Annotated in this window: 24 protein-coding genes and 4 tRNA genes; 16 read left to right on the top strand and 12 right to left on the bottom strand. The window is 58.7% G+C overall.

Annotated elements, in window-relative coordinates:
- Positions 1 to 21: 21 nt before the first annotated feature.
- The 3 genes from ACZ9IM_RS03115 (at position 22) to ACZ9IM_RS03105 (ending at position 3,925) form a co-directional block, all read left to right on the top strand.
- Positions 22 to 1,311, top strand: a complete 1,290-nt coding sequence (locus ACZ9IM_RS03115) for a M18 family aminopeptidase (protein ID WP_063342977.1) — start codon at positions 22 to 24, stop codon at positions 1,309 to 1,311.
- A 229-nt stretch (positions 1,312 to 1,540) separates the two neighbouring features.
- Complete coding sequence (locus ACZ9IM_RS03110; RefSeq protein ID WP_007898847.1) at positions 1,541 to 1,717, top strand: hypothetical protein; 177 nt, start codon at positions 1,541 to 1,543, stop codon at positions 1,715 to 1,717.
- A gap of 72 nt (positions 1,718 to 1,789) precedes the next feature.
- The gene (locus tag ACZ9IM_RS03105) at positions 1,790 to 3,925 is read left to right on the top strand and encodes a mechanosensitive ion channel family protein (protein ID WP_476223334.1); all 2,136 of its coding nucleotides are present in this window, start codon (positions 1,790 to 1,792) and stop codon (positions 3,923 to 3,925) included.
- A gap of 3 nt (positions 3,926 to 3,928) precedes the next feature.
- Here ACZ9IM_RS03105 and ACZ9IM_RS03100 read toward each other — a convergent pair whose 3' ends face one another.
- A complete protein-coding gene (locus ACZ9IM_RS03100) occupies positions 3,929 to 4,642 on the bottom strand; it encodes a UTRA domain-containing protein (RefSeq protein ID WP_007898856.1) in 714 nt (237 codons plus the stop codon).
- Positions 4,643 to 4,992: 350 nt separating this feature from the next.
- Here ACZ9IM_RS03100 and ACZ9IM_RS03095 point away from each other — a divergent pair, with 350 nt between their 5' ends.
- The 6 genes from ACZ9IM_RS03095 (at position 4,993) to ACZ9IM_RS03070 (ending at position 10,379) form a co-directional block, all read left to right on the top strand.
- Entirely contained in the window at positions 4,993 to 6,057 is a 1,065-nt protein-coding gene (locus ACZ9IM_RS03095) for an ABC transporter substrate-binding protein (protein WP_476223333.1), read from the top strand.
- 212 nt (positions 6,058 to 6,269) lie between these two features.
- Positions 6,270 to 7,076 carry an alkaline phosphatase family protein gene (locus ACZ9IM_RS03090; RefSeq protein ID WP_218394253.1) on the top strand — a complete coding sequence of 269 codons (807 nt, stop codon included), beginning with the start codon at positions 6,270 to 6,272 and terminating at the stop codon, positions 7,074 to 7,076.
- Between the two features lie 5 nt (positions 7,077 to 7,081).
- The gene (locus ACZ9IM_RS03085) at positions 7,082 to 7,918 is read left to right on the top strand and encodes an ABC transporter permease (protein ID WP_427625251.1); all 837 of its coding nucleotides are present in this window, start codon (positions 7,082 to 7,084) and stop codon (positions 7,916 to 7,918) included.
- Positions 7,905 to 8,705 (top strand): ABC transporter permease, encoded by an 801-nt coding sequence (locus ACZ9IM_RS03080; protein WP_008073685.1) that lies wholly within the window; start codon positions 7,905 to 7,907, stop codon positions 8,703 to 8,705. Before ACZ9IM_RS03085 ends, ACZ9IM_RS03080 begins: the two co-directional genes overlap by 14 nt.
- The gene (locus ACZ9IM_RS03075; protein ID WP_007898867.1) at positions 8,702 to 9,691 is read left to right on the top strand and encodes an ABC transporter ATP-binding protein; all 990 of its coding nucleotides are present in this window, start codon (positions 8,702 to 8,704) and stop codon (positions 9,689 to 9,691) included. The genes ACZ9IM_RS03080 and ACZ9IM_RS03075 overlap by 4 nt, the downstream gene beginning before the upstream one ends.
- A gap of 34 nt (positions 9,692 to 9,725) precedes the next feature.
- Positions 9,726 to 10,379, top strand: a complete 654-nt coding sequence (locus ACZ9IM_RS03070; protein ID WP_476223332.1) for an HAD family hydrolase — start codon at positions 9,726 to 9,728, stop codon at positions 10,377 to 10,379.
- Between the two features lie 123 nt (positions 10,380 to 10,502).
- Here the strand turns inward: ACZ9IM_RS03070 and ACZ9IM_RS03065 are convergent, their stop codons facing one another.
- Complete coding sequence (locus tag ACZ9IM_RS03065) at positions 10,503 to 11,465, bottom strand: zinc-binding dehydrogenase (RefSeq protein ID WP_427625177.1); 963 nt, start codon at positions 11,463 to 11,465, stop codon at positions 10,503 to 10,505.
- A 138-nt stretch (positions 11,466 to 11,603) separates the two neighbouring features.
- Here ACZ9IM_RS03065 and ACZ9IM_RS03060 point away from each other — a divergent pair, with 138 nt between their 5' ends.
- On the top strand, positions 11,604 to 13,685 hold the full coding sequence (locus ACZ9IM_RS03060; protein WP_476223330.1) for a carboxy terminal-processing peptidase: 2,082 nt from the start codon (positions 11,604 to 11,606) through the stop codon (positions 13,683 to 13,685).
- A gap of 134 nt (positions 13,686 to 13,819) precedes the next feature.
- Positions 13,820 to 15,610: a bifunctional diguanylate cyclase/phosphodiesterase gene (locus ACZ9IM_RS03055; RefSeq protein WP_476223329.1), complete on the top strand. Its 1,791-nt coding sequence runs from the start codon at positions 13,820 to 13,822 to the stop codon at positions 15,608 to 15,610.
- A gap of 274 nt (positions 15,611 to 15,884) precedes the next feature.
- On the opposite strand, the gene ACZ9IM_RS03050 is transcribed toward ACZ9IM_RS03055, so the two are convergent.
- From ACZ9IM_RS03050 to ACZ9IM_RS03025, 6 genes are all read right to left on the bottom strand, one after another.
- Complete coding sequence (locus tag ACZ9IM_RS03050; protein ID WP_427625172.1) at positions 15,885 to 16,208, bottom strand: hypothetical protein; 324 nt, start codon at positions 16,206 to 16,208, stop codon at positions 15,885 to 15,887.
- Positions 16,209 to 16,696: 488 nt separating this feature from the next.
- Positions 16,697 to 17,104, bottom strand: a complete 408-nt coding sequence (locus tag ACZ9IM_RS03045; protein WP_218394246.1) for an SEL1-like repeat protein — start codon at positions 17,102 to 17,104, stop codon at positions 16,697 to 16,699.
- A complete protein-coding gene (locus ACZ9IM_RS03040) occupies positions 17,105 to 17,476 on the bottom strand; it encodes a hypothetical protein (RefSeq protein WP_007898892.1) in 372 nt (123 codons plus the stop codon). It abuts the gene before it with no gap.
- On the bottom strand, positions 17,473 to 17,814 hold the full coding sequence (locus ACZ9IM_RS03035) for a helix-turn-helix domain-containing protein (protein ID WP_007898894.1): 342 nt from the start codon (positions 17,812 to 17,814) through the stop codon (positions 17,473 to 17,475). The genes ACZ9IM_RS03040 and ACZ9IM_RS03035 overlap by 4 nt, the downstream gene beginning before the upstream one ends.
- Positions 17,815 to 17,929: 115 nt before the next feature.
- Complete coding sequence (locus ACZ9IM_RS03030; protein WP_007898895.1) at positions 17,930 to 18,385, bottom strand: YkvA family protein; 456 nt, start codon at positions 18,383 to 18,385, stop codon at positions 17,930 to 17,932.
- A gap of 294 nt (positions 18,386 to 18,679) precedes the next feature.
- Positions 18,680 to 19,393: an FKBP-type peptidyl-prolyl cis-trans isomerase gene (locus ACZ9IM_RS03025; protein WP_007898896.1), complete on the bottom strand. Its 714-nt coding sequence runs from the start codon at positions 19,391 to 19,393 to the stop codon at positions 18,680 to 18,682.
- A gap of 269 nt (positions 19,394 to 19,662) precedes the next feature.
- Here ACZ9IM_RS03025 and ACZ9IM_RS03020 point away from each other — a divergent pair, with 269 nt between their 5' ends.
- Together ACZ9IM_RS03020 and ACZ9IM_RS03015 are read left to right on the top strand one after the other, a co-directional pair.
- Positions 19,663 to 21,495 (top strand): di-heme-cytochrome C peroxidase, encoded by a 1,833-nt coding sequence (locus tag ACZ9IM_RS03020; RefSeq protein ID WP_476223328.1) that lies wholly within the window; start codon positions 19,663 to 19,665, stop codon positions 21,493 to 21,495.
- Between the two features lie 3 nt (positions 21,496 to 21,498).
- Positions 21,499 to 22,635: a catalase family protein gene (locus ACZ9IM_RS03015; protein ID WP_476223327.1), complete on the top strand. Its 1,137-nt coding sequence runs from the start codon at positions 21,499 to 21,501 to the stop codon at positions 22,633 to 22,635.
- Positions 22,636 to 22,943: 308 nt separating this feature from the next.
- On the opposite strand, the gene ACZ9IM_RS03010 is transcribed toward ACZ9IM_RS03015, so the two are convergent.
- From ACZ9IM_RS03010 to ACZ9IM_RS02995, 4 genes are all read right to left on the bottom strand, one after another.
- A tRNA-Asp gene (locus tag ACZ9IM_RS03010) sits at positions 22,944 to 23,020 on the bottom strand.
- Between the two features lie 19 nt (positions 23,021 to 23,039).
- Positions 23,040 to 23,115 (bottom strand) — tRNA-Val (locus ACZ9IM_RS03005).
- A gap of 187 nt (positions 23,116 to 23,302) precedes the next feature.
- Positions 23,303 to 23,379, bottom strand: a tRNA-Asp gene (locus ACZ9IM_RS03000).
- A gap of 18 nt (positions 23,380 to 23,397) precedes the next feature.
- Positions 23,398 to 23,473, bottom strand: a tRNA-Val gene (locus ACZ9IM_RS02995).
- 160 nt (positions 23,474 to 23,633) lie between these two features.
- Between ACZ9IM_RS02995 and rdgC the strand changes: the two genes are divergently transcribed.
- The 3 genes from rdgC (at position 23,634) to sugE (ending at position 26,099) form a co-directional block, all read left to right on the top strand.
- Positions 23,634 to 24,554, top strand: coding sequence for a recombination-associated protein RdgC (gene rdgC / locus ACZ9IM_RS02990; protein WP_007898901.1), 921 nt, complete (start codon positions 23,634 to 23,636; stop codon positions 24,552 to 24,554).
- Positions 24,555 to 24,699: 145 nt separating this feature from the next.
- Positions 24,700 to 25,665: a bile acid:sodium symporter family protein gene (locus tag ACZ9IM_RS02985; RefSeq protein ID WP_007898902.1), complete on the top strand. Its 966-nt coding sequence runs from the start codon at positions 24,700 to 24,702 to the stop codon at positions 25,663 to 25,665.
- A gap of 119 nt (positions 25,666 to 25,784) precedes the next feature.
- Positions 25,785 to 26,099 carry a quaternary ammonium compound efflux SMR transporter SugE gene (sugE, locus tag ACZ9IM_RS02980; RefSeq protein WP_008071553.1) on the top strand — a complete coding sequence of 105 codons (315 nt, stop codon included), beginning with the start codon at positions 25,785 to 25,787 and terminating at the stop codon, positions 26,097 to 26,099.
- The last annotated feature ends 47 nt before the right edge of the window (positions 26,100 to 26,146 follow it).

Genomic DNA, 26,146 nt, shown 5'->3' with positions numbered 1-26,146 from the left:
CACTGCTGTCTGGAGCTTCTTATGCGCGAAGAGTTGAACCAAGGCCTGATCGACTTCCTCAAGGCCTCCCCTACCCCGTTCCATGCCACCGCCAGCCTTGTTCAGCGTCTGGAAGCGGCCGGTTTCATGCGCCTCGACGAGCGCGAGCCGTGGACCACTGAAGCCAATGGTCGTTACTACGTCACCCGTAACGACTCTTCGATCGTCGCGTTCAAAATGGGTCGTCATTCGCCCCTGCACGGCGGCATCCGACTGGTCGGCGCGCACACTGACAGCCCGTGCCTGCGGGTCAAACCCCAGCCGGAACTGCAACGCCAGGGCTTCTGGCAACTGGGCGTCGAAGTCTATGGCGGTGCATTGCTGGCGCCGTGGTTCGACCGCGATCTGTCTCTGGCCGGCCGCGTGACTTTCCGCCGTGATGGCAAGGTCGAGAGCCAGTTGATCGACTTCAAGGCACCTATCGCGATCATTCCGAACCTGGCCATTCACCTCAACCGTGAAGCCAATATGGGCTGGGCGATCAATGCCCAGACCGAACTGCCGCCGATCCTCGCGCAATTCGCCGGTGACGAGCGCGTGGACTTCCGCGCCGTGCTCACCGATCAACTGGCCCGCGAACACGGCCTGAACGCTGACGTAGTGCTCGATTACGAGCTGAGCTTCTACGACACCCAAAGCGCAGCGGTCATTGGCCTGCATGGCGATTTCATTGCGGGTGCGCGCCTCGATAACTTGCTGTCGTGCTACGCCGGCCTGCAAGCTTTGCTGACGACCGAAACCGACGAAACCTGCGTGCTGGTCTGCAACGATCACGAAGAAGTCGGTTCCTGCTCCGCCTGTGGCGCCGACGGTCCGATGCTTGAGCAAACCCTGCGTCGTCTGTTGCCCGAAGGGGATGAATTCGTACGGACCATTCAGAAATCCCTGCTGGTTTCGGCCGACAACGCCCACGGCGTGCATCCGAACTATGCGGACAAGCACGACGCCAACCACGGCCCGAAACTCAACGCCGGCCCGGTGATCAAGGTCAACAGCAACCAGCGCTACGCCACCAACAGCGAAACCGCCGGGTTCTTCCGCCATTTGTGCATGGCCGAAGAAGTACCGGTGCAGAGCTTCGTGGTACGCAGCGACATGGGCTGCGGCTCTACCATCGGCCCGATCACCGCCAGCCACCTGGGCGTGCGCACTGTGGACATCGGCCTGCCGACGTTCGCCATGCACTCGATCCGTGAGTTGTGCGGCAGCCATGACCTGGCGCATCTTGTCAAAGTGCTGAGCGCGTTTTACACCTGCCGCGAATTGCCGTAGTCCTTAGTGATTAAAAGGTAACTTTTGTGGCGAGGGAGCTTGCTCCCGCTCGGCTGCGAAGCAGTCGTACCTTGGCGAACTCGGCCTGTCTGATAATCCGATATTGCTTGTTTTGGGGCTGCTTCGCAGCCCAACGGGAGCAAGCTCCCTCGCCACAATGATCTCCATCACCTCCGCTCGTCCGAAAGCCGCCTAGACTTGCAGTACCCTCTCCGACAAGGCTGTCACCATGATCTCGTTGTCTTCGTTCCACGCCATGCTGATCCCGATTCTTTCCGGGATGATCATGCTGGCCATCGGCTTCAACTTTCGCGACAAGAACGCCGGTGTGTTCGCGATGTGGGTTGGCATGCTGATGATCCTCGCCACTGTGATCTACAAGATCCTCGCCAAACTCAACGAATAAATCCTCGCGCCTGGCTCGCATTGATTTTGACGGGCTCGTACACTCGGCCGATTCGTTCATCCGAGGTCGACCGTGTTCGCTCGTCTTTTTGCCCTGCCATGTTTGCTCCTTGCCTGCCTGATGACACTGCTGCCGATGGCACCTGCCCAAGCGGTCGGTTTGCCGGGGTTGCTCAATGGCTCGGCGAAAACCCAGCCGCAAGCACAAGAGCCGTTGGGGCAATCGCTGGACGAAGTCATCAAGTCCCTGGAAAACGATCAGCAGCGGACTCAGCTACTGACGGACCTGAAAAAACTTCGCGACGTCACCCAAAAGGCTCAGCCGACCACTGAACAAGGCGTGCTGGGGCTGATCGGCGGCACCCTGGCCGGTCTCGAAAAGCAATTTTCCGGCACCGACAGTCCGCTCAATCGCTGGTCCGAAGAGGTCGATCTGGCCAAGGATGAACTGGCGGCGCTGATGCTTCCGGCCAATGAATGGCTGCCGATCATCTTCGCTTTTGCTGTAATCCTGATGGTCTGGAGCCTGCTGGCCGCCGCCCTGATCTGGCTCGGCCACCGGGTACGCATGCGCTTTGGTCTCACCGAAGAACTGCCACAACACCCGAAGGCGCTGGACATGCTGCGCTTCGCCTTGCGCAAACTCGGGCCGTGGTTGATTGCCTTGGTCATGACGGTTTACATGACCTACGCCCTGCCTTCGTCATTGGGCAAAAGCTTGGCCATGGTGTTGGCCTATGCGCTGGTCGTCGGTACCTGTTTCTCGGCGATCTGCGTGATCGCGTTTTCCGTGCTGGATGGTCCGCATCGTCACCGTGCCTTGTACATCCTGCGGCATCAGGCCTTCCGCCCGTTGTGGCTGATCGGCAGTTTCGCTGCCTTCGGTGAAGCCCTGAACGATCCGCGCCTGATCGCCAGCCTCGGCAGTCACCTGGCTCACACCGCAGCGACGTTCGCCAATGTGTTGGCGGCGATCTCCACCGGTTTTTTCGTTCTGCGTTTCCGTCGGCCCATCGCGCACCTGATCCGCAACCAACCGCTATCCCGGCGCCTGACTCGCCGGGCCTTGAGCGACACAATCGAAATCCTCGGCACTTTTTGGTATCTGCCGGCGCTGGTGCTGGTGGGCATCTCTCTGTTCGCCACCTTCGTCTCCGCCGGCGACACCAGCACGGCCTTGCGTCAGTCACTGATCTGCACTGTGCTGCTGGTGTTGTGCATGGTCATCAATGGGCTAGTGCGCCGCCATTCGCTCAAACCGCAGCGCAGCGTGAAGCGCCACGCGCTGTATTCGGATCGCCTGAAAAGCTTCTTCTACACCCTCGCCCATCTGCTGGTGTGGCTGGCATTCATCGAACTCGGCCTGCGCGTCTGGGGGATGTCGCTGATCCGTTTCACCGAAGGCGAAGGCCATGAGGTCAGCGTCAAACTGTTCAGCCTCGGCGGCACGCTGATTTTTGCCTGGCTGATCTGGATCCTCAGTGACACCGCCGTGCATCACGCCCTCACCCGCTCGCGCAAAGGCCTGGCCAATGCCCGCGCACAGACGATGATGCCGCTGATCCGCAACGTGCTGTTCGTGGCGATTTTCATCATTGCGCTGATCGTCGCCCTGGCGAACATGGGCATGAACGTCACGCCGTTGCTGGCCGGTGCCGGTGTGATCGGCCTGGCCATCGGTTTCGGCGCGCAATCACTGGTGGCCGACCTGATCACCGGGCTGTTCATCATCATCGAAGACTCCCTGGCCATCGACGACTACGTGGACGTCGGCGGCCACTTGGGCACGGTCGAAGGCTTGACCATCCGCACCGTGCGCCTGCGGGACATCGACGGCATCGTTCACACCATTCCGTTCAGCGAAATCAAAAGCATCAAGAACTACTCCCGGGAATTCGGCTACGCGATCTTCCGGGTGGCGGTGCCCTCCAACATGGACATCGACGAGGCGATCAAACTGATGCGCGAAGTTGGCCAGAAAATGCGCACCGACCCGCTGCAACGGCGAAACATCTGGTCGCCGCTGGAGATTCAGGGTGTAGAAAGTTTCGAATCCGGCAACGCGATTCTTCGCGCACGCTTCAAGACCGCGCCAATCAAGCAGTGGGAAGTTTCCCGGGCGTTCAATTTGTCGCTCAAGCGCCATCTGGATGAAGCCGGGCTGGATCTGGCGACGCCGCGGATGAGTGTGCAAGTCGCCAAGGAATAAAGCTCAGACCACATCCACCCCGACATGAATCGCATCATGGCGCCAAAATTCGAGGTCGCAATCGATCAACCGCTCGTGCTGATCGTAATTGACCCGGGCAATCCGCAACCCCGGGCTGCCCACCGACACCCGTAAAGCCGCTGCCGCATCCACCGACAATGCCGTCGGCACAATCTCGAAACGCACCCGCCCGTAGTGCAAGTCGTAATGCCGGGCATACAGTTCGGTCATCGACTGATTCAGGTCGAAGTCCAGAATCCCGGGGAAAAACTGCGGGTTCAGGTAGTGCTCCACATACAACACCAATCGCCCGTCAATCCGTCGCGAGCGGCAAATCTGAATCACGCTCGACAGCGCCGGCAACTGCAACCAGGCACACACCGCCGCCGACGCCGGTTGCAAGCGCGCCGAGATCACTTCGGTGGACGGCACTCGCCCCTGCGCACTGACCATCGCGTGAAAGTGGCTGCGCTGCATCAGGTTATAAGCCAGTCGCGGTGGCGACACGAACCAGCCACGTCGCTCCTCGCGATAAATCTGGCCCTGGGCCTCCAGCTGCAATAAAGCCTCACGCACGGTGATCCGCGTGGTACCGAACAACTCACTGAGCTTGCGCTCTGCCGGCAACTTGCTCCCGGGCGCCAACAGACCGTGGTCAAGCTGTTCTTGCAGAACCTGCCCGATGGCTGTCACCGCTTTGGTGGTCTCGATGCGCATCAACGTTACCTATCTGGACTAGACCAGCACTGATTCAGGGCAGAACCGTGATTCAAATCGGTTCCTTCAACTGCCTGCAAGCCTAGGCACTGCATATGACTGACAGATGACAAAGCCGCCGAACGGTTGCGCCAGACACCTGCAATTTTATGGCCAAGTCCCTTTCATATCAGCTCCTTAGCCATGGTCTACGCTTATCTCGCACCCCGCGTATCCGAGCGCAGAAAATTCAGGCCGACCGGTCGTCGACATCAAAATGTCATCCAACCCGCCTAAATTGGCTCAGGTATTGCTGACCTAGACCAACACAACCGCAATCGCAGCGTTGAAAACGCCCAAAGGAGCTTCGGATGAAACAGTTTTTCCTGGCATCACTGTTAGGCTCGACCATTGCCCTGTGCACCTCCGCCATGGCGGCGGATGATCTGAAAACCCTGGAAGCCGCTGCGAAAGCGGAAGGCGCAGTCAACAGCGTCGGCATGCCCGATGACTGGGCCAACTGGAAAGGCACCTGGGAAGACCTGGCCAAGAAATATGGCCTGAAACACATCGACACGGACATGAGCTCGGCTCAGGAAATCGCCAAGTTCGCCGCCGAAAAAGATAACGCCACAGCCGACATCGGCGACGTCGGTGCCGCCTTCGGCCCGATCTCGGTCAAGCAGGGCGTGGTGCAACCTTATAAGCCAACTACCTGGGAACAGATTCCCGACTGGGCCAAGGACAAGGACGGTAACTGGGCGCTGGCCTACACCGGCACCATTGCATTCATCGTCAACAAAAAACTGCTGCACGGTTCTGAAGCACCAACCAAATGGGCGGACCTCAAGACCGGCAAGTACAAAGTCTCTATCGGTGACGTGAGCACCGCGGCACAAGCGGCCAACGGTGTACTGGCCGCCGCCCTCGCCAACGGCGGTGACGAGAAAAACATTCAGCCAGCCCTGTTGCTGTTCGCTGACATCGCCAAGCAAGGTCGCCTGTCCATGGCCAACCCGACGATCGCCACCATGGAAAAGGGTGAAATCGAAGTCGGCGTGGTCTGGGACTTCAACGGCCTGAGCTACAGGGCCAAGATGGCGAATCCGGATGACTACATCGTGCTGATTCCATCCGACGGCTCGGTGATTTCCGGCTACACCACCATCATCAACAAATACGCGAAGAACCCGAACGCCGCCAAGCTGACCCGCGAATACATCTTCAGCGATGCCGGCCAAATCAACCTGGCGAAAGGCAACGCCCGTCCGATCCGCGCCGAGCACATCAAACTGCCGGAAGACGTGAAGTCCAAGCTGCTGCCTAACGAGCAGTACAAAAAGGTTACGCCTATCAAAGACGCCGACGCATGGGAAAAGACCTCCAAGGGGCTGCCACAGAAGTGGCAGGAAGAAGTCATCATCAATATGCCGTAACACGGTAGATCCCCATTCGGGGATCTGATGGAGATCCAATGTGGGAGCGGACCTGTGGCGAGGGAGCTTGCTCCCGTTGAACTGCGCAGCAGTTCCTTTTTTGGGGCCGCTTCGCAGCCCAACGGGAGCAAGCTCCCTCGCCACACAAGCCCGCTCCCACAGGGGATTGGTTGCGTATTTGAATCATCTGTTTTTGCGGAGTCCCAGCCCCTATGAAGCACAACGTCATCCTTGTCGTGCTCGACGGCCTCAATTACGAAGTCGCGCGCCACGCCATGGGGCATCTGCAGGCTTACGTTGGCGCAGGACGCGCGGCACTCTACAAACTGGAGTGCGAACTGCCGGCCCTGTCCCGCCCCCTTTACGAATGCATCCTGACCGGCGTTACGCCGATCGACAGCGGCATCGTTCACAACAACGTCTCGCGCCTGTCCAACCAGCGCAGCATCTACCATTACGCCACCGACGCCGGCCTGAAAACCGCAGCCGCGGCCTATCACTGGGTCAGCGAGTTGTATAACCGTTCGCCGTTCATGGCCGCCCGGGATCGTCATACCGATGACCCCAAACTGCCAATCCAGCACGGTCACTTCTACTGGAACGACCACTACCCCGACTCGCACCTGTTCGCCGACGCGGAAAACCTGCGTCTGCGCCACGAGCCGAACTTTTTATTGGTCCACCCCATGAACATCGACGACGCCGGGCACAAGCACGGCCTCGACACCTCGCAGTACCGCAACAGCGCTCGCTCAGCCGACATCATCCTCGCCGATTACCTGCAAGGCTGGCTCGACGCCGGTTACCAGGTGCTGGTGACGGCTGACCACGGCATGAACAACGACCGCTCGCACAACGGCCTGCTGCCCGAAGAACGCGAAGTGCCGTTGTTCGTCCTCGGCGATGCCTTCAGCTTCAACCAAAACGCCGCGCCAAAACAGACCGAAATCTGCGGCACCGTCTGCGAACTGCTGGGCGTGCCCCACGACAAACCTGTGTGCCGGGAGCTGCTCAAGTGAATGCCATGACCCGCGGTAAATGGCTGGCCGCTTTGTGCCTGGTGCCCTTCGCGATTTTCTTCTTCGTGTTCCAGATCGCCCCGCTGCTCTGGGTAATGATCAACAGCCTGCAATCGGAAGAGTTCGGCTGGGGCCTGGCCAACTTCAGCAAAATCTTCAACTCGAGGTTCTATTTGCAGGCGATCCAGTACAGCCTCGAGATCAGTTTCTGGTCCAGCGTGTTCGGCATCATCATCGCCGTACTCGGCGCCTACTCCTTGCGCCGGGTCGACTCGAAACTGCGCAACTTCGTCAACGCCTTCGCCAACATGACCAGCAACTTCGCCGGCGTGCCCCTGGCCTTCGCGTTCATCATTTTGCTGGGGTTCAACGGCAGCATCACCATCATGCTCAAACAGGCCGGGATCATTCAGGACTTCAACCTGTACTCGAAAACCGGTCTGATCATTCTCTACACCTACTTCCAGATTCCCCTGGGCGTGCTGCTGCTCTACCCGGCTTTCGACGCCTTGCGCGAAGACTGGCGTGAGTCCGCCGCGTTGCTCGGTGCCAACGGCTGGCAATTCTGGCGACACATCGGTTTACCGGTACTGACCCCGGCGCTGCTGGGCACATTCGTAATCCTGCTGGCCAACGCCCTCGGCGCGTATGCCACGGTCTACGCCCTGACCACCGGCAACTTCAACGTGTTGCCGATCCGCATCGCGGCAATGGTCTCCGGCGACATTTCCCTGGACCCGAACCTGGCCAGCGCCTTGGCCGTGGTGCTGGTGGCGTTGATGACCCTGGTGACTATCGTGCATCAGCTGCTGTTGAAGAGGAGCTACCATGTCTCGCGCTGAACTGGGCCCCGTCGGTATCTACCACCGGGTGGTGGTGTATTTGTTGTTTGCCATTCTGCTGTTGCCGCTGCTTGGAACATTGATCTACTCGATCTCCAGCAGTTGGTCCGCGACGATCATGCCCAGCGGTTTTACCTTCAAGTGGTACCTCCAGCTTTGGAGCGATCCGCGCTTTCTCGACGCGTTCGGTCAGTCCTTGCTGGTCTGCGTCGGCTCGCTGATTCTGTCGGTGGTGCTGATTCTGCCGCTGCTGTTCGTGGTGCATTACCACTTCCCGAAACTCGACGCCTTGATGAATATCCTGATCCTGCTGCCCTTCGCGGTGCCGCCGGTGGTGTCGTCGGTGGGGTTGTTGCAACTCTATGGCTCGGGGCCGTTCGCGATGGTCGGCACGCCTTGGATTTTGATCGGTTGCTACTTCACCGTGGCGCTGCCGTTCATGTACCGAGCGATCACCAACAACCTGCAAGCGATCAACCTGCGCGACCTGATGGACTCCGCGCAACTGCTTGGTGCCAGCACTTGGCAAGCGGCATTCCTGGTGGTGCTGCCGAACCTGCGCAAGGGTTTGATGGTGGCGTTGCTGCTGTCGTTCTCGTTCCTGTTCGGTGAGTTCGTGTTCGCCAACATCCTCGTCGGCACCCGTTATGAAACCCTGCAGGTCTACCTCAATAACATGCGTAACAGCAGCGGCCACTTCACCAGTGCGCTGGTGATCTCCTACTTCTTCTTTGTGCTGGTTCTGACCTGGGCGGCCAATATCTTGAACAAGGACAAAAGCGAATGAGCTATGTCAGCGTCCAACACCTTCAGAAAAATTACTCTGGAACCACGGTATTCAGCGACATCAACTGCGAAATCAAGAAAGGCGAATTCGTCACGCTTCTCGGCCCGTCCGGTTGCGGCAAGTCCACCCTGCTGCGTTGCATCGCCGGCCTGACCTCGGTGGACGGCGGCAAGATCCTGCTGGAAGGTCAGGACCTCGTCCCGCTGAGCCCGCAAAAACGCGGGATCGGCATGGTGTTCCAGAGTTATGCGCTGTTCCCGAACATGACCGTGGAGCAGAACGTCGCCTTCGGTTTGCGCATGCAGAAGGTCAACGCGGACGACAGCCACAAGCGCGTCGCCGAAGTGCTGGCACTGGTGGAGCTCAACGACTTCGCCGCCCGTTACCCGCATCAATTGTCCGGCGGCCAGTGTCAGCGTGTCGCCCTGGCCCGCTCGCTGGTGACCCGGCCTCGGTTGCTGTTGCTGGATGAACCGCTGTCGGCACTAGACGCGCGGATTCGCAAGCACCTGCGCGAACAGATCCGTCAGATCCAGCGCGAACTGGGTCTGACCACGATCTTCGTCACTCACGATCAGGAAGAAGCCCTGACCATGTCTGACCGAATCTTCCTGATGAATCAGGGAAAGATCGTACAAAGCGGCGATGCCGAAACCCTCTACACCGCGCCAGTCGATGTGTTTGCCGCAGGCTTCATCGGCAACTACAACCTGCTGGACGCCGACAGCGCCAGTAAGCTGTTGCAACGACCGATCACCCATCGCCTCGCGATTCGCCCGGAAGCCATCGAGCTAAGCCTCAACGGCGAACTCGACGCGCAAATACGCAGCCACAGCCTGTTGGGCAACGTGATTCGCTATCGGGTCGAAGCCCGGGGCGTGGAATTGGTGGTGGATGTGCTGAACCGTTCGGCGGCCGACCTGCATCCCGATGGTCAGCGCCTGGCACTTTCCATCGATCCGACGGCCCTGTGTGAGGTAGCCTGATGACCTTGCTGATGTTGAAGAGAGAACTGCACTGATGGCCCTGGCAATTTTTGATCTGGACGAAACCCTGATCCACGGCGACTGCGCCACCCTTTGGAGCGAGCAAATGGGTCGCCTGGGCTGGGTCGATCCCGAGTCGTTCATGCGTCAGAACAACGAAATGATGGACGCTTACAGCCACGGCAAGTTGCGGATGGAGGAGTACATGACCTTCAGTCTGGAACCGATGATCGGCCGCACACCGGAAGAAGTCGACCATCTGGTCGGGCCTTGGGTGGAAGACTTCATCGAGCCGATCATCTTCAGCGACGCCACCAAAGCCATCGCCGCCCACCGCAAGGCCGGCGACCGGATCCTGGTGATCTCGGCCTCGGGCACGCATTTGGTCAAGCCGATTGCCGACCGTTTGGGCATCGACGAGATTCTCGGCATCGAGCTGGAAGTGGCCCATGGGGTTTATAGCGGCCAAACCGTTGGTACCCTGACCTACCGCGAAGGCAAGATCACCCGGTTGCTGGAATGGCTCGATGCCGAAGAGGAAAACCTGGAAGGCGCGAGTTTCTATTCAGATTCGCGCAATGACTTGCCGCTGCTGCTGAAGGTGGACTTTCCGCATGTGGTGAATCCGGATCCGGTGCTGCTTGAACACGCCGAAAAGGCCGGCTGGCCGATCCATATCTGGAAGTAACCCCGCCCTACTGCTCGTTCCCACGCTCTGCATGGGAATGCAGCCCGGGATGCTCCGCGTCCCAGAAGCGGACGCAGAGCGTCCATTGAGGCGTTCCCACGCGGAGCGTGGGAACGATCATCCCTAAACCAGGCTTTCGTCGATCACCAACACCAGTTTGCCGGAAACCTTATTCGTCGCCAGTTCCGCAAATGCCGCTTCGGCATCCTTGATTGCAAATGTCCTGGCCAGTTGCGGGCTCAAACGCCCTTCGGCAAACAGCGGCCAGACATGCTGGCCGAGATCGCTGAACAAATCGGCCTTGAACTGCTCATCGCGGTTGCGCAAGGTTGAACCCAGCAGTTGCACACGTTTGGCCAGTACCTGCGCCAGATCCAGCTGCGCCTCGCGACCGCCCATCAATCCGATCAGCACCCAACGACCATCGCGAGCCAGCAGCTTGAGGTTCAACGCCGCATAGTTACCACCTACCGGGTCGAGGATCACGTCGAACGGCGCGAGATCATTCAAGCTATCCAGATCGCCGTTGCGCACCACGCCACCCTGCGCGCCCAACGCTTCACAGTAAGCCAGACGCTCGGCGGAACCGACGCTGACCCAGCACGGGTTACCAAACGCCTTGCACAGCTGAATGGCAGCTGAACCGATTCCACTGGCGCCGGCGTGCAGGAGAACTTTCTCACCCGGTTTGAGCGCAGCCAGTTGAAACAAATTCAGCCAAACAGTCGCATACACTTCCGGCAATGCCGCGGCCTCGGCCAGGGACAAACCTTCGGGAACCGGCAACACATGCCGTCCGTCGACAACTACCTCTTCGGCCATCCCACCCCCGGCCAGCAAGGCGCAAACCCGATCGCCGACCTGCCAGGACGAGCCCGGGCCGACCTCGCTGATCACCCCGGAACACTCAAGACCCAGTACTTGACTGGCCCCCGGCGGTGGCGGATAAAGTCCTGCTTTCTGTAACAAATCAGCGCGATTGAGTCCTGCTGCCGCCACTCGGATGCGAACTTGTCCTACATCGCACGTAGGACTCGGCTCTTCAACCCACTCCACTCGCCCCTCAACGCCTTGCAATGCTTTCACAGTGCCTCCATAGTGAGTCTGGACTGAGCCCGAAGCTGTAGCGCCGGGCTTTTTGCATTATGCGACCGGTCCTTGTGGATCCGGCGACTTCAAAGACGGCCTAATATGCGTTATCAATTGTCCCCGCGTCGAATCAGCATGAAGCATCTGCTCCCCAGCACCGCCCTCGCTCTTGTCATTGGTCTCGGTCTTTTGCCGATGTCGAGCAATTCGTTCGCAGCCAACAGCTGGGACAAGCTTCAGCCCGATCGTGACGAAGTAATCGCCAGTCTGAACGTCGTCGAATTGCTCAAGCGTCACCATTACAGCAAACCACCGCTCGACGATGCACGCTCCGTGATCATCTACGACAGCTATATCAAGCTGCTGGATCCATCGCGTAGCTATTTCATGGCCAGCGATATTGCCGAATTCGACAAATGGAAAACCCAGTTTGACGACTTCCTCAAAAGCGGCGACCTGAACGCCGGGTTCACCATCTACAAGCGCTACCTGGACCGCGTCAAGTCGCGTCTGGACTTTGCCCTTGCCGAGCTGAACAAGGGCGTCGACAAGATCGACTTCACCGCCAAGGAAACCTTGCTGGTCGATCGCAAGGATGCCCCTTGGCTCAAGACCACCGCCGAGCTGGACGACCTGTGGCGCAAACGCGTCAAGGACGAAGTGCTGCGGATGAAGATCTCCGGCAAAGAGTCGAAGCAGATTCAGGAAACCCTGACCAAGCGTTACAAGAATCAGCTGTCGCGTCTGGACCAGACCCGTGCGGAAGACATCTTCCAGGCGTACATCAATACCTTCGCCATGTCCTACGACCCGCACACCAACTATCTGTCGCCGGATAACGCGGAAAACTTCGACATCAACATGAGCCTGTCCCTGGAGGGCATCGGCGCCGTGTTGCAGAGCGATAACGATCAAGTGAAAGTCGTGCGCCTGGTGCCTGCCGGCCCGGCCGACAAGACCAAGCAGGTTGCACCGGCCGACAAGATCATCGGCGTGGCCCAGGGCAACAAAGAGATGGTCGACGTGGTCGGCTGGCGCCTGGACGAAGTGGTCAAACTGATTCGTGGCCCCAAAGGCACCGTGGTGCGCCTGGAAGTGATTCCGGCCAGCAACGCGCCGAACGACCAGACCACCAAAATCGTGCCGATTACCCGCGAAGCGGTGAAGCTCGAAGATCAGGCAGTGAAGAAGTCGGTCCTCAACCTCAAGCAGGATGGCAAGGACTACAAACTCGGCGTCATCGAGATCCCGGCCTTCTACCTGGACTTCAAGGCCTTCCGTGCCGGTGATCCGGACTACAAGAGCACCACCCGCGACGTCAAGAAGCTGCTGACCGAGCTGCAGAAAGACAAGGTCGACGGCGTGGTCATCGACCTGCGCAACAACGGCGGCGGTTCCTTGCAGGAAGCCACCGAGCTGACCAGTCTGTTCATCGACAAAGGTCCGACCGTACTGGTGCGTAACGCCGACGGCCGGGTCGATGTGCTGGAAGATGAAAACCCGGGCGCGTTCTACAAAGGCCCGATGGTGTTGCTGGTCAACCGTTTGTCCGCCTCGGCTTCGGAGATTTTCGCCGGCGCAATGCAGGACTACCACCGCGCGCTAATCATCGGCGGCCAGACCTTCGGCAAAGGCACCGTGCAGACCATTCAGCCGCTGAACCATGGCGAACTGAAACTGACCCTGGCCAAGTTCTACCGGGTTTCCGGCCAGAGCACCCAGCATCAGGGCGTGCTGCCGGACATCGATTACCCATCGCTCATCGACACCAAGGAAATCGGCGAAAGCGCCCTGCCGGAAGCCATGCCGTGGGACACCATTCGTGCGGCCATCAAGCCTGCGCTTGACCCGTTCAAACCGTACATCACGCAGCTCAAGTCCGAGCATGACGTACGCACGGCCAAAGACGCGGAGTTCGTGTTCATCCGCGACAAACTGGCCCTGGCGCAGAAGTTGATGAGCGAAAAAACCGTCAGCCTCAATGAAGCCGAGCGTCGTGCACAACATGCCGATATCGAAGCCAAGCAACTTGTCATGGAAAACATCCGTCGCAAGGCCAAGGGCGAAGAGCCGCTCAAAGAGCTGAAGAAAGAAGACGAAGATGCCATCGCGGCCGAGCAGGACAAGACCAAGCCAGAAGACGATGCTTATCTGAGCGAGACGGGGCGGATTCTGCTGGATTACTTGAAACTCAACACCGCGGTTGCCAAGCACTAAGTGGTTACAATCAGAATGATGGCAATTTAATGCTAACGCTCCCCGGAGCGTCATCAAACAGACATCATTCTGTCGTGAAATAAAGGACTGGGTGCACCTTGCACCCGGTCCTTTTTTTATCGCCAGAGAACGCCATGACCACAACCGAACAGCTGAGTGCCTTGAGCTCGATACTGACTCAAAGCGGTTTGCACAGCCTGTTCCAGCCGATCATTTCCCTCTCTGAACGACGTATCATCGGCTACGAAGCCCTCAGCCGTGGCCCCTCCAACAGTCCGCTGCACTCCCCCGTTGCCCTGTTCGCGGTAGCCCGCCAGGCCGGTCGCCTCAGCGAACTGGAAATCGCTTGCCGTCAAAGTGCTTGCCGCCGCTTCAATGAACAGCAATTGCCCGGCAAACTCTTCCTCAACGTATCCCCGGAATCCCTGCTCGAAGCCGCCCACCAACCCGGACGTACCCTGCAACTGCTGCAGGATTTCGGCATCCCACCGAGCCAGGTGGTAATTGAACTCACCGAACAGACCCCGACCGACGATTTCCAGCTGCTGCAAAACGCCCTGCATCACTATCGGGCGATGGGGTTTTCCATCGCGCTGGATGATCTGGGCGCCGGTTATTCGAGCTTGCGACTCTGGTCTGAATTGCGCCCGGACTACGTCAAGATCGATCGGCACTTTATCGACGGCATTCACCAGGACGCGCTCAAGCGTGAGTTCGTTGGCTCGATCCTGCAGATCGCCAAGGCTTCCCGGGCCAAAGTGATCGCCGAAGGCATCGAATTGCCGGAAGAACTGGCCGTGCTGACCGAAATGGGCGTTGATCTGCTGCAAGGTTATCTGCTCTGCCGGCCCCAGGAGCATCCGCCTCGCGATGCCCGAACCTTGATGCCCAAACCAAACAGCATCGCCGCGATACTGAACGAGGAAGTCAGTGACCTCAGCGCCCTGCTCAACGACCAGCCGGCGGTGACCAGCGACACCCCGACCGCCACCGTGCTGGAAGCCTTCCGCCGCCAGGCCAACCTGAACTCCCTGGCGGTGCTCGACAAACAGGGCCAGCCCTGTGGCATCGTCCACCGCCATTCGCTCTCGGACGCCTTGCTCAAGCCCTTTGCCACTGACCTGTTTGCCCGCAAGCCGATCAGTCGCTTGATGAGCGACGACTTCCTCGCTGTGGAGTTGAGCCAGTCGCTGCAACAGGTCAGCCGCTTGATCACCAGCCGCGCCCGCCAGCGCATCGAAGAAGACTTCATCATCACCCTCAACGGCAGCTATTTGGGGCTGGGCCGAGTGATCGACGTGCTCAAGCTGATTACCGAACTGAAAATCCAGCAAGCCCGCTACGCCAACCCGCTGACCCTGTTGCCGGGCAACGTACCGATCCAGCAATGCCTGACACGGCTGCTGCAACAGGAACGGGAATCGGTGATCTGCTACGTGGACATCGACAGTTTCAAACCCTTCAACGACATCTACGGCTACGGTCGCGGCGATGAAGTCCTACTGTGTCTGGCGCAATGCCTGAACGACCGCATCGACCCATCTCGCGATTTCGTTGGCCATATCGGCGGCGACGATTTCCTGCTGGTGCTCAGCCCGGAAGACTGGCGCAAACGCCTGCACCAATTGCTGGACGACTTCCACAGCCAATGCCGACGCTTTTACCGCAGCGAACACCTGGAAGCCGGCTGCTTCATCGCGCCGAATCGCCAAGGCATACGGCAGGAGTTTGCGCTGCTGTCCCTGTCCATCGGCGTGGTGCATTTGCATCCACAGGCCTGCGGACAACTCGATGCGAGCCAGTTGGCAGAGATGGCATCACAGGCCAAGCATCACGCGAAGAATGTGCCGGGGTATAGCGTGCATGTGATTGATAGCCTGGCGGTGCCGACAACCAAGGAAACGTTGGTTGCCGGGCATCGGTGATTTGCCATACATCCCGTAGGAGCTGCCGAAGGCTGCGATCTTTTGATCTTGTTCTTATGTGGCGAGGGAGCTTGCTCCCGCTGGGCTGCGCAGCAGCCCCAGAAACCTGAGACCACCACAAAACTCTGTGGCGAGGGGGCTTGCCCCCGTTCGACTGCGCAGCAGTCGCCAAACCAAGCCCCGCGGTGTACCTGAAAAATCCGGAATGCAGGTTTTGGGGCCGCTCCGCAGCCCAACGGGGGCAAGCCCCCTCGCCACAAAAAACCACTCGGCTCTAGTCCGAAGACCGCGCCCGCAACCGCCGCCCAATCACATCCAGCACATCACAGCCATCGCGCAGTGGAATGGCGCAGAGCAAGGCAAAGTCGCTGAGTATCGTCGAATCACACTCGACTGAGCCGCGCATGGACAGGTTCTCAAGCACCTGGGTGACGGCACGAATTCGATAGCTGGCAGCCTCATACAAAACATCGAGCGGCGCATGGGTATCGACGAACAGCGTGGGCATGTCGTTGCAGTTGCTGGTGAGTGCCATGAAGCGGTTTTTGGGGTGGGGAATTGGTTTTTCGTAGGGTGGATCAGGGGTAATTGCTGTCATTGTTTGATTCCTAACGTATGGATTGGAGCCGCCAGAAATCACTTCCACGCAATAGGTGGCGGCTGTACGCAGGTGTGGAAGACCAGGACGTTAGGCACCTGGCGCACTCGAAAGCGCCCCGCGCACAGCCACCATAAAACACAGACGATAAAAAACGCCGAACTGGTGGCGCTTGATGCGCCTAACGATAGAAGGGCTTCCACACCCTGTCACTGAATTTGCAGTGACAACCCCAAGACTATCGATGGAGCGCATCGCGCACCAGTTCATGAAAACCGCTACAACTTGAAGGAAATCTCCGATGGATCTACACGGTAATAAACGCGCGAGACTTTGCGGGGGATCAATCAGGAAAGAAGTCGGGAAAGGATGATGTTGATGTAGGGTGATTCGCTAATGATCACCCCATTAATCAACAAGCAACCAGAAACGCAAACGTGGCGGGAGGTTTCCCTCACGCCACGTTAATTTGTCAGACACTTAATTGCTTAATCCGCAGAACCACGAGACGCCAACTCTTTCAACTTGAGTTCAGCCAGCGGATGCCCGGCCTTCGCCGCCATTTCCCACCAGCGAGCCGCTTCCACCGGGTCCGGTGCCTTGCTCGGCGTTCCCGCAAGGCTGATCACCCCAACCTGATACGCCGCTTTCGCATCCCCCGCCAACGCGGCCAGACGCAGCAATCGCACACCCTCCTCGCGTGCCCCAAGACCGACGCCGCGAAAGGTCAGAATGTGGCCGTAGAAGCTCTGGGCGCCGACATCACCCAGGTTCGCCATACGCGCAAACTGGCCCTCGAGCCAGCTCCAGCCTCGCGGCTGACGCACAAACCACGACCAGTGGAACAACCGGCGGGCCAACCAGTAACTGGCCCGCGCCTTGAGTCGTAAAAACACTCAGGCTTCCGCCGATTCGGGGTACTCGTATTCGAACACCCGCACCACTTCCGAGGCATGCCAGGACGCGGCAGCCACGCCATCGGACGGGCCGGAAAAGCGCCCGAGTCGCTCGACACATTCAAAGAAGCCGGTGCGCGGCAAGCGGCTGGCCCCCTGGCTGATCACCAACGAGCTGCGCAACGGCTGCTCGGCTCTGGCATCCAGTGCGGCCAGGTGCTCAAGGGCTGCGGTCAAGGTTTGCATGGCCGGCGTGGGTAGCTGCAAACGCTCCAGCAACGCCCGATAAGTCAAAAGATGGCGCTGACGACGCGCCTGATCCAGCTCCCCCAGCAATCCATCCCAATGTTGACGACTGATGCGTACGCTCACGATTCATCCCTCCATCCTGGCACCGTCAATTCCCAGGCGAGGCTGCGGCGAATAGCAGCGTCGGGTTGACGCTCACCGCTTTCGATCAAGGCGAGATATGACGGGCTGATGCCTACCGTGCGGGCGAGCGCCTCAATGGCGATGCCCTTCCCTTCGCGCAAATTGCGTAGTTGATCCAGACCCGGAAGAATCTGGTCTGGTGCCGCCGCGGGAGGCGCTGTGGCGTCACGCGGTGGTTGTTGCTTGATGCCTGCTGCTTTCAGTAGAGCCTGATACTGAGCCCATGGCAGAACCGCATATTCGGGCTCGCCTTCGCGTGTAATTATCTGAATATCCATGACTACCCCGTAGGACAACGACACTTAGCGAGTCGGCGCTTTTCCTTAGAAGTGTAATCCTAACAGCGGCTAAGGTCGCGGGGGGGTATGAATATCTGGAGGATTTTGAATTGGCTCAGTTTTTTTTCGGCCCCTGAAGCTGCAGTTGTTCGGGGGTATCAGGCAAGCGTTCGACTACCGCAAGCTTCTCGGGCAGCTGACGCTTGCGCCAAGCGCGGAAGGCGTTGAGCTCGTCATCGAGAACTTTCATCAACCAGGCCAGTACGGCAATGTCGTCGAGCATGCCGAATACCGGGATGAAATCCGGGATTGCATCCACCGGGCTCAGGAAATACATCAAGCCGGCCACCACCGAGACCAATGCTTTGGGGCTGATGGCCCGGTACTCACCACGCCAGTAGGCCAGGCAGAGTGCCTGTAACAAACGCAGATCATCTTTGAGTTTACCCAGACGATTGCCCTGGCTCGCGCCTTTGCTGGCAACCGCAAACAGCAGGGTCGGTAAACGACCACGGGCGAGCAGGCGTCCAGCCAGAGGCAGGAAACGAGCAAAATTCCAGGGCGTTTTCATTTATTACTCCCACTGAAATGTTATCCACACAAATTGTGGATAACCTTGTGAACAGAGCTGCATTTCACCGCTGAAAGCCCCGTTTCATAAGGGCCTGACTCAGATCGGGCGTTTTTTACTCACATAAAAAAACCCAAGATTTCATTGACTTGGCGTTCTGGCCCGTCTAGCTCGAGCGCCCTCACTGGCTATGACTTCAGCGTACCGCATCCGTTCGCTTTGTTTACCTCCACTGAACGCCAGATGCAACAACGCCCCGCATAAGCGAGGCGTTGTTTTTAAAGCAGACGCGAATTACTTGGGGGCGTCTTGTTTTGCTGGATCCTTGATGGCCAGCAGCTCCAGGTCGAATACCAGTACCGAGTTGGCTGGAATCGCCGGGCTTGGGCTTTGGGCGCCGTAAGCCAGTTCACTAGGGATGTACAGCTTGTACTTCTCGCCAACGTGCATCAGTTGCAGGCCTTCGACCCAACCCGGAATCACACCGCTGACCGGCAGATCGATCGGGCTGCCGCGTTCGACGGAACTGTCGAAAACGGTGCCATTGGTCAATTTACCGGTGTAGTGAACAGTCACTACGTCGGTCGGCTTAGGCTGAGCGCCGTCGGCTTTCTTGACCACTTCGTATTGCAGGCCGGAAGCCGTGGTGGTGACACCCGCTTTCTTGCCGTTCTCTTCGAGGAATTTCTTGCCAGCGGCTGCCGACTCTTCGCTCATCTTGGCCAAACGCTCTTCAGCACGTTTTTGCAATGCAGCGAAGGCTTCAACCAGCTCTTCATCTTTCAGCTTCTGTTCTTTCTTGCCGACGGCATCTTCGATGCCCTGGGCTACCGCTTTGGAATCCAGATCATCCATGCCTTCCTGAGCCAGGCTTTTGCCCATGTTCAGGCCGATACCGTAGGAAGCTTTTTGCGCCGGGGTTTTCAGCTCTACGCTGGTCTGCGAATCACAACCCGCAAGTACCAGGCCAACCAGGGCCACCGCCGCCGCCAACCGATGCTGTTTCATGCTATTTCCTTGTTCATGCGCCTAAAGGGCAATCGAGTAAAGCCGCGAGCTTATCAGGCCGCCACGACCAATGGCTACCGGCATGAGAGCAGGAAACGTCTGATAAGTTCAGGTGTTTAAACGCATTTTGGCTATAGAAGGATGAAGCTTCTGTCATTTGGCTCTTACGGACTTGAGGGCCGGTTCCCACAGACTCTGGCGTAATGGCCTCTTGCCGCACTTCGTGAGCTGAGGCATAAGAGAGTTACAAACTGACAAGGACGTTTATCGTGCGCCTCATATTCCGCTTGCTGATCCTGATCGCAGTATTGCTGGGGCTGGGCCTCGCCGTAGTGCTGTATTACGTCGCCAACCCGAAATTGCCGGCCTGGTCACCGGCGCAACAGGTCAATTACCTGGAGCAATGGAGCGCCGACGACCGACAGGCTTACTACTTCACCCCTCAGGGTACCCAGGTCAAAGGCTTGCGCTATGACTGGTTCAGTGCCCTTGAATTGCCCTTTTCGCAAAAACGATTCGCCGCTCCTGAATACCTTGCACGCTTTGGTTTTCTGATCGACCCGAGCCAGAAAGCCACACCGAACAATCCTGGTAACTTGCCCGTCGGTTTTGCCCGTCATCAAAACCCCGGCAGCCAGGATGAGTTTCTGGACATCACGTGCGCCGCCTGCCACACCGGCGAATTACGCTTCAATGGCCAGACTGTGCGCATCGACGGCGGCTCGGCCCAGCATGTGTTGCCCTCCAGCGTCCCTACCCTGCGTGGCGGCAGTTTCGGCCAGGCACTAGTGGCCAGTCTCGCCTCGACTTACTACAACCCCTGGAAATTCGAACGTTTCGCCCGCAATGTTTTGGGTCAGGACTACGATGCACGGCACCAACAGCTGCGTCGGGAGTTCAAAGGATCCCTCGATACCTTCTTGAAGGTGGCCTGGAACGACACCCATCGAGGCCTTTACCCCACCGAAGAAGGTCCTGGCCGCACCGATGCTTTCGGGCGCATTGCCAACGCCAGCTTCGGCGACGCGATCTCACCCGCCAACTACCGTGTGGCCAACGCTCCGGTGGACTACCCGCAACTGTGGGACATGTGGACCTTCGACTGGGTGCAGTGGAACGGTTCGGCGCAGCAACCGATGGCCCGTAATATCGGAGAGGCCTTGGGTGTGGGCGCCACGCTGAATTTCTTCGACAGCAGCGGGCAGCCGCTCAAGGGCGACGACCGCTACCCGTCCAGCGTCCGGGTGCGCGATCTGCATCGGATCGAAAAAACCCTGCAACGACTCAAACCGCCTGCCTGGCCGGAAGCCCTGTTGGGCAACATCGACAAGCCCCTGGCCGCAAAAGGCCGCGAACTGTTCGCTGAAAATTGCGCCGGGTGTCATGTCCCCCGCGTCACCCAAAGCGACGGCAGACCGGTGCAACATCTGAAATTGCTGCCTGTGGAGATCATTGGCACAGACCCCGGCGCCGCCAACAACATTGCCGATCATCGCTTCGATCTGACGGCTTTACAGTGGGATCCGGCGGAGCTTGCGCAACTGGACGTACAACTGCATCCCAAACCCACAGAACCCTTGGATATGAGCCAATTGTCCGTGGCCAAGGGACTGGCTTACGTCACTGCTTTCGTGGGCAACCAGGCCTACCGCGAAGCCAAAGTGACACCCGCAGAGCGCCCGAACCTGGACGGATTCGGCCTGCCGATCGGCGTTCAGGAGTTGCGTAGCTACAAGGCCCGACCTTTGGCGGGCGTCTGGGCCACGCCGCCGTTTCTGCACAACGGTTCGGTACCGAGCCTTTATCAATTGCTCTCGCCACAAAGTGAACGCCCGACCACGTTCTACAAAGGCACCTTCGAATATGACCCTAAACACTTGGGCTATCGCACCGAAGCCTTCACCAACGGTTTTGTGTTCGACACGCGCATTACCGGTAATCACAACAGCGGTCACGAGTTCCGCGCAGGTGAACGCGGTAACGGCGTCATTGGTCGTCTGCTGCAACCGGAGGAACGCTGGGCGCTGCTGGAATACCTGAAAGTGTTGGGCGGCCCGATGGAGTCGCAATTGCCAGACCGCCGCCTCAGTCAAAAGGATTGACCCATGCTGATCACTCTCTGGTTGCGCCTGGGCGCCTTCCTCGGCAAAACCCTGCTGTGGTTGTTGGGTCTGGGCCTGCTTGGCTGGGCGCTGATCATGGCCTGGTCCGCCTGGCAGCATCGCGGCCCGGTATCGGCTGAAGAACTGATTCCGGACGGCGAAGCGGCAATGACCCAGGACATCATCCAGACGGCCGTACGTATCGTCGATCAACACCGGGAAAGCACCCGCTACCTGCGCGATGCCCATGCCAAGGCCCATGGCTGCGTGAAGGCCGAGGTTCAGGTGCTGCCAGGTCTGACGGCGGAGTTACGTCAGGGCGTGTTCAGCGAACCGGGCAAAACCTGGCAAGCGACGATACGGCTGTCCAACGGCAATGCGTATCCGCAGTTCGATAGCATCCGCGATGCCCGGGGCATGGCCATCAAACTATTCGATGTGCCTGGTAAACAATTGCTGAGTGACCGACAAGGGCACAGCGAACAGGACTTCGTGATGTTCAACCATCCGAACTTCTTTGTCAGCGATGTCGCTGAGTATCGTCAGAATGTGGCTGCTCAGGCTGATGGCAAAAAGGCGATGGCGTTCTTCCCGGGCTGGGATCCGCGCACGTGGCAAGTTCGCCATCTGTTTATTGCGCTGGCGACGCTCTCCCCTGCCCCGGCAAGCCCGACGCAGACCACTTACTTTTCGGTTTCGCCGTACAAGTTCGGTAAAGCTAACGCTAAATTCCGCGTGATGCCGGACCCTGATAGCTGCCCGGTCTACGCGCTGCCCACGCAAAATCAAAACCTGCCGAATTTCCTGCGCAGCGCGCTGAATCAGCAGCTGTCGACCGATCGGGTGCCGGCCTGTTTCGTTTTACAGATCCAGCGTCAGGATGCGGGCAAGTACATGCCGATCGAAGACACCAGTATCGAGTGGAACGAAAGCGACGCGCCCTTCGAAACCGTGGCCCGGATCAAACTGCCTGCCCAGGATTTCGACACCCCGGCGCTGAACCTGCAATGCGACAACCTGTCCTTCAACCCATGGTTCGGGCTTGAAGCCCATAGGCCGATTGGCGGGATCAACCGGTTGCGAAAAGCGGTGTATGAGGCCGTCAGCGACTACCGGCACAGTCGTAACGCCGAACAATAGGCAAGACAGAAACGAAAAAAGCGACCCGAGCAGGGCAATGCCTGTCAGTTCAGGTGCACAACTTGTGGGAGCGAGCCTGCTCGCGATGACGGCGGTACATTTAGCATCAATGTTGGCTGACCCGCCGCTATCGCGAGCAGGCTCGCTCCCACAGGGGCTGCGGTGTTCAAGTCCTAACTGACGGGCGCTGCCCGAACAGGTCGCTTTTTCAGTGGATTCGCTACAAAGCCAAATCCCAGACAGCAAAAAGCCCGCATTAAGCGGGCTTTCTGTGGTGATCTGGCGTTCAGCGTTCCAGATACCGAATATGGCGCAGCGGACGGGACTCGAACCCGCGACCCCCGGCGTGACAGGCCGGTATTCTAACCGACTGAACTACCGCTGCGCGTAGCGTTGAAAGTAAGTGGTGGGTGATGACGGGATCGAACCGCCGACATTCTGCTTGTAAGGCAGACGCTCTCCCAGCTGAGCTAATCACCCTTTACCTTCGTTGCGGGGCGCATTGTGCCACAGATTTTCATAAAGTGTTGATTTAATTGATAAAAAATCAAAAAAATCTGAAAACCGGTAAAACGACACACCCTGCAGGAACCTCAGGCAGAAAAAAACCCGCGTTAGCGGGCTTTTCCGTGGTGACCTGGCGTTCAGCGTTCCAGGTTACCGAATATGGCGCAGCGGACGGGACTCGAACCCGCGACCCCCGGCGTGACAGGCCGGTATTCTAACCGACTGAACTACCGCTGCGCGTAACACTAAAGCGAATGGTGGGTGATGACGGGATCGAACCGCCGACATTCTGCTTGTAAGGCAGACGCTCTCCCAGCTGAGCTAATCACCCTTCACTTTCGGTGTGGCGCGCATTCTACGTAGCGACCCAACCTCTGGCAAGCACTTTTTTAATTAATTTTCTCAGGCCTTCCAAAGGCTTAGAGAAGGGTTGGCCTATGGCACACGGAGGACAATAATGCCCCCCTTTGTATAAAGGAGAGACTCACCCCATGTGGTTCAAAAACCTGCTTATCTATCGCCTGACCCAAGATCTGCCTTTTGATGCCGAGGCGTTGGAAACTGCACTGGCCACCAAACTGGCGCGTCCATGTGCAAGCCAGGAGTTGACCACCTACGGTTTCGTCGCGCCATTCGGCAAGGGCGAAGACGCACCACTGGTGCACATCAGCGGCGACTTCTTGCTGATCGCCGCCCGTAAGGAAGAACGCATTCTGCCGGGCAGTGTCGTGCGTGATGCGGTGAAGGAAAAGGTCGAAGAGATCGAAGCCGAACAAATGCGCAAGGTCTACAAAAAGGAACGCGATCAGATCAAGGATGAAATCATCCAGGCCTTCCTGCCCCGCGCCTTTATCCGTCGCTCGTCGACCTTCGCCGCCATCGCGCCGAAACAGGGCCTGATCCTGGTTAACTCGGCCAGCCCGAAACGCGCCGAAGACCTGCTCTCCACCCTGCGTGAAGTGATCGGCTCGCTGCCAGTGCGTCCGCTGACAGTGAAGATGTCGCCGACCGCCACCATGACCGAGTGGGTCACCACCCAGAAAGCCGCGGACGATTTCTTCGTGCTGGACGAGTGCGAACTGCGCGACACCCACGAAGACGGCGGCATCGTGCGCTGCAAGCGTCAGGACCTGACCAGCGAAGAAATCCAGCTGCACCTGAGCACCGGCAAAGTGGTCACTCAACTGTCGCTGGCCTGGCAGGACAAACTGTCGTTCGTGCTTGACGACAAAATGGTGGTCAAGCGCCTGAAGTTCGAAGACCTGCTGCAGGATCAGGCGGAACAGGACGGTGGCGACGAAGCCCTGGGGCAACTGGACGCCAGCTTTACCCTGATGATGCTGACCTTCGGCGACTTCCTGCCGGCGATGGTTGAAGCGTTGGGTGGTGAAGAGACCCCGCAAGGTATTTAAAGGCTTGTGATCTCTACTGTGGGAGCGGGCTTGCTCGCGAAAGCGCACTGACAGTCGACATTGATGTTGAATGTTATGACGCCTTCGCGAGCAAGTCCGCTCCCACATTGGTTTTGTGGTGTTACTCAAGAATAAGGATCAGGCCATGCGCGCACTGGCTGCATTGAGTCGTTTTGTCGGCAATACCTTCGCTTACTGGGTACTGATTTTCGCCGTGGTGGCGTTTGTGCAACCGACCTGGTTCATCGGTTTGAAAGGCGCCATCGTACCGCTGCTGGGGCTGGTGATGTTCGGCATGGGCCTGACCCTCAAGCTTGAAGACTTCGCCGAAGTCGCTCGCCATCCGTGGCGCGTGGCGCTGGGCGTAGTCGCCCATTTCGTGATCATGCCCGGTGTGGCGTGGTTACTCTGCCAGGTTTTCCACCTGCCGCCAGAGATCGCCGTCGGTGTGATTCTGGTCGGCTGCTGCCCAAGCGGCACCTCCTCGAACGTGATGACCTGGTTGGCGCGTGGCGATCTGGCGTTGTCGGTGGCCATTGCCGCCGTCACTACCCTCCTCGCTCCGCTGCTGACGCCAGCGCTGATCTGGCTACTGGCTTCGGCCTGGTTGCCGGTGTCGTTCATGGAGCTGTTCTGGTCGATCCTGCAAGTCGTGCTGCTGCCGATCGTGCTCGGCGTGGTTGCCCAGCGCGTACTCGGTGATCGGGTTCGTCACGCGGTAGACGTATTACCACTGGTGTCGGTGGTGAGCATCGTGATCATCGTCACTGCCGTGGTGGCTGCCAGCCAGGCGAAGATTGCCGAATCCGGCCTGCTGATCATGGCCGTGGTGATGTTGCACAACAGCTTCGGCTACTTGCTGGGTTACTTCACCGGGCGCCTGTTCAACCTGCCACTGGCCCAACGCAAATCCCTGGCACTGGAAGTCGGCATGCAGAACTCCGGCCTGGGCGCGGCCCTGGCCAGCGCGCACTTCTCGCCGCTGGCAGCGGTGCCAAGCGCGTTGTTCAGCGTCTGGCACAACATTTCCGGAGCACTGCTCTCGACGTATTTCCGTCGTATGAGCGAGAAAGAAGACCGGCAAATCGCTGCTCAGCAGGCAGCGGATTAAGCCGAAAACTTGATCCTCGGGTTAATGATGGGCACTCTATTGCGCAACGCGGGGACGACCTCGCGGCTCGATCGAATCATTAATCCGGGGACGACCCCATCCATCGATGGAGGTCTCTGATGTCCTGGATCATTCTGTTTCTCGCCGGCCTTTTCGAAGTCGGCTGGGCCGTCGGCCTGAAATACACCGACGGTTTCAGCCGCCCTCTTCCTACCGCACTGACCATCGCGGCCATGGCGATCAGCCTTGGCCTGCTGGGCCTTGCCATGAAGGAATTGCCGCTGGGCACGGCCTATGCGATCTGGACTGGCGTGGGTGCGGTGGGCACGGTAATCGCCGGGATCATTTTGTTTGGTGAATCCATGGCGTTGTTTCGGCTGGCGAGTGTGGCGTTGATCATTGCCGGGTTGGTTGGGCTCAAGGTTAGCGCTTAGGCCACTACCGCTTTCGCGAGCAAGCCCGCTCCCACATTTGACCTCAT

The sequence above is a fragment of the Pseudomonas sp. TE12508 genome (assembly GCF_056279485.1).
Note: the sequence above shows the minus strand (reverse complement) of the source record. Positions and strands in the feature narration are given on the sequence as shown.

Bases quoted from the DNA above. Each gene is read 5' to 3' on its own strand.
- ACZ9IM_RS03115 (WP_063342977.1), top strand. From the start codon at position 22: ATGCGCGAAGAGTTGAACCAAGGCCTGATCGACTTCCTCAAGGCCTCC.
- ACZ9IM_RS03110 (WP_007898847.1), top strand. From the start codon at position 1,541: ATGATCTCGTTGTCTTCGTTCCACGCCATGCTGATCCCGATTCTTTCC.
- ACZ9IM_RS03100 (WP_007898856.1), bottom strand. From the start codon at position 4,642: ATGCGCATCGAGACCACCAAAGCGGTGACAGCCATCGGGCAGGTTCTG.
- ACZ9IM_RS03095 (WP_476223333.1), top strand. From the start codon at position 4,993: ATGAAACAGTTTTTCCTGGCATCACTGTTAGGCTCGACCATTGCCCTG.
- ACZ9IM_RS03090 (WP_218394253.1), top strand. From the start codon at position 6,270: ATGAAGCACAACGTCATCCTTGTCGTGCTCGACGGCCTCAATTACGAA.
- ACZ9IM_RS03085 (WP_427625251.1), top strand. From the start codon at position 7,082: ATGACCCGCGGTAAATGGCTGGCCGCTTTGTGCCTGGTGCCCTTCGCG.
- ACZ9IM_RS03080 (WP_008073685.1), top strand. From the start codon at position 7,905: ATGTCTCGCGCTGAACTGGGCCCCGTCGGTATCTACCACCGGGTGGTG.
- ACZ9IM_RS03075 (WP_007898867.1), top strand. From the start codon at position 8,702: ATGAGCTATGTCAGCGTCCAACACCTTCAGAAAAATTACTCTGGAACC.
- ACZ9IM_RS03070 (WP_476223332.1), top strand. From the start codon at position 9,726: ATGGCCCTGGCAATTTTTGATCTGGACGAAACCCTGATCCACGGCGAC.
- ACZ9IM_RS03060 (WP_476223330.1), top strand. From the start codon at position 11,604: ATGAAGCATCTGCTCCCCAGCACCGCCCTCGCTCTTGTCATTGGTCTC.
- ACZ9IM_RS03055 (WP_476223329.1), top strand. From the start codon at position 13,820: ATGACCACAACCGAACAGCTGAGTGCCTTGAGCTCGATACTGACTCAA.
- ACZ9IM_RS03050 (WP_427625172.1), bottom strand. From the start codon at position 16,208: ATGACAGCAATTACCCCTGATCCACCCTACGAAAAACCAATTCCCCAC.
- ACZ9IM_RS03035 (WP_007898894.1), bottom strand. From the start codon at position 17,814: ATGGATATTCAGATAATTACACGCGAAGGCGAGCCCGAATATGCGGTT.
- ACZ9IM_RS03030 (WP_007898895.1), bottom strand. From the start codon at position 18,385: ATGAAAACGCCCTGGAATTTTGCTCGTTTCCTGCCTCTGGCTGGACGC.
- ACZ9IM_RS03025 (WP_007898896.1), bottom strand. From the start codon at position 19,393: ATGAAACAGCATCGGTTGGCGGCGGCGGTGGCCCTGGTTGGCCTGGTA.
- ACZ9IM_RS03015 (WP_476223327.1), top strand. From the start codon at position 21,499: ATGCTGATCACTCTCTGGTTGCGCCTGGGCGCCTTCCTCGGCAAAACC.
- rdgC (WP_007898901.1), top strand. From the start codon at position 23,634: ATGTGGTTCAAAAACCTGCTTATCTATCGCCTGACCCAAGATCTGCCT.
- ACZ9IM_RS02985 (WP_007898902.1), top strand. From the start codon at position 24,700: ATGCGCGCACTGGCTGCATTGAGTCGTTTTGTCGGCAATACCTTCGCT.
- sugE (WP_008071553.1), top strand. From the start codon at position 25,785: ATGTCCTGGATCATTCTGTTTCTCGCCGGCCTTTTCGAAGTCGGCTGG.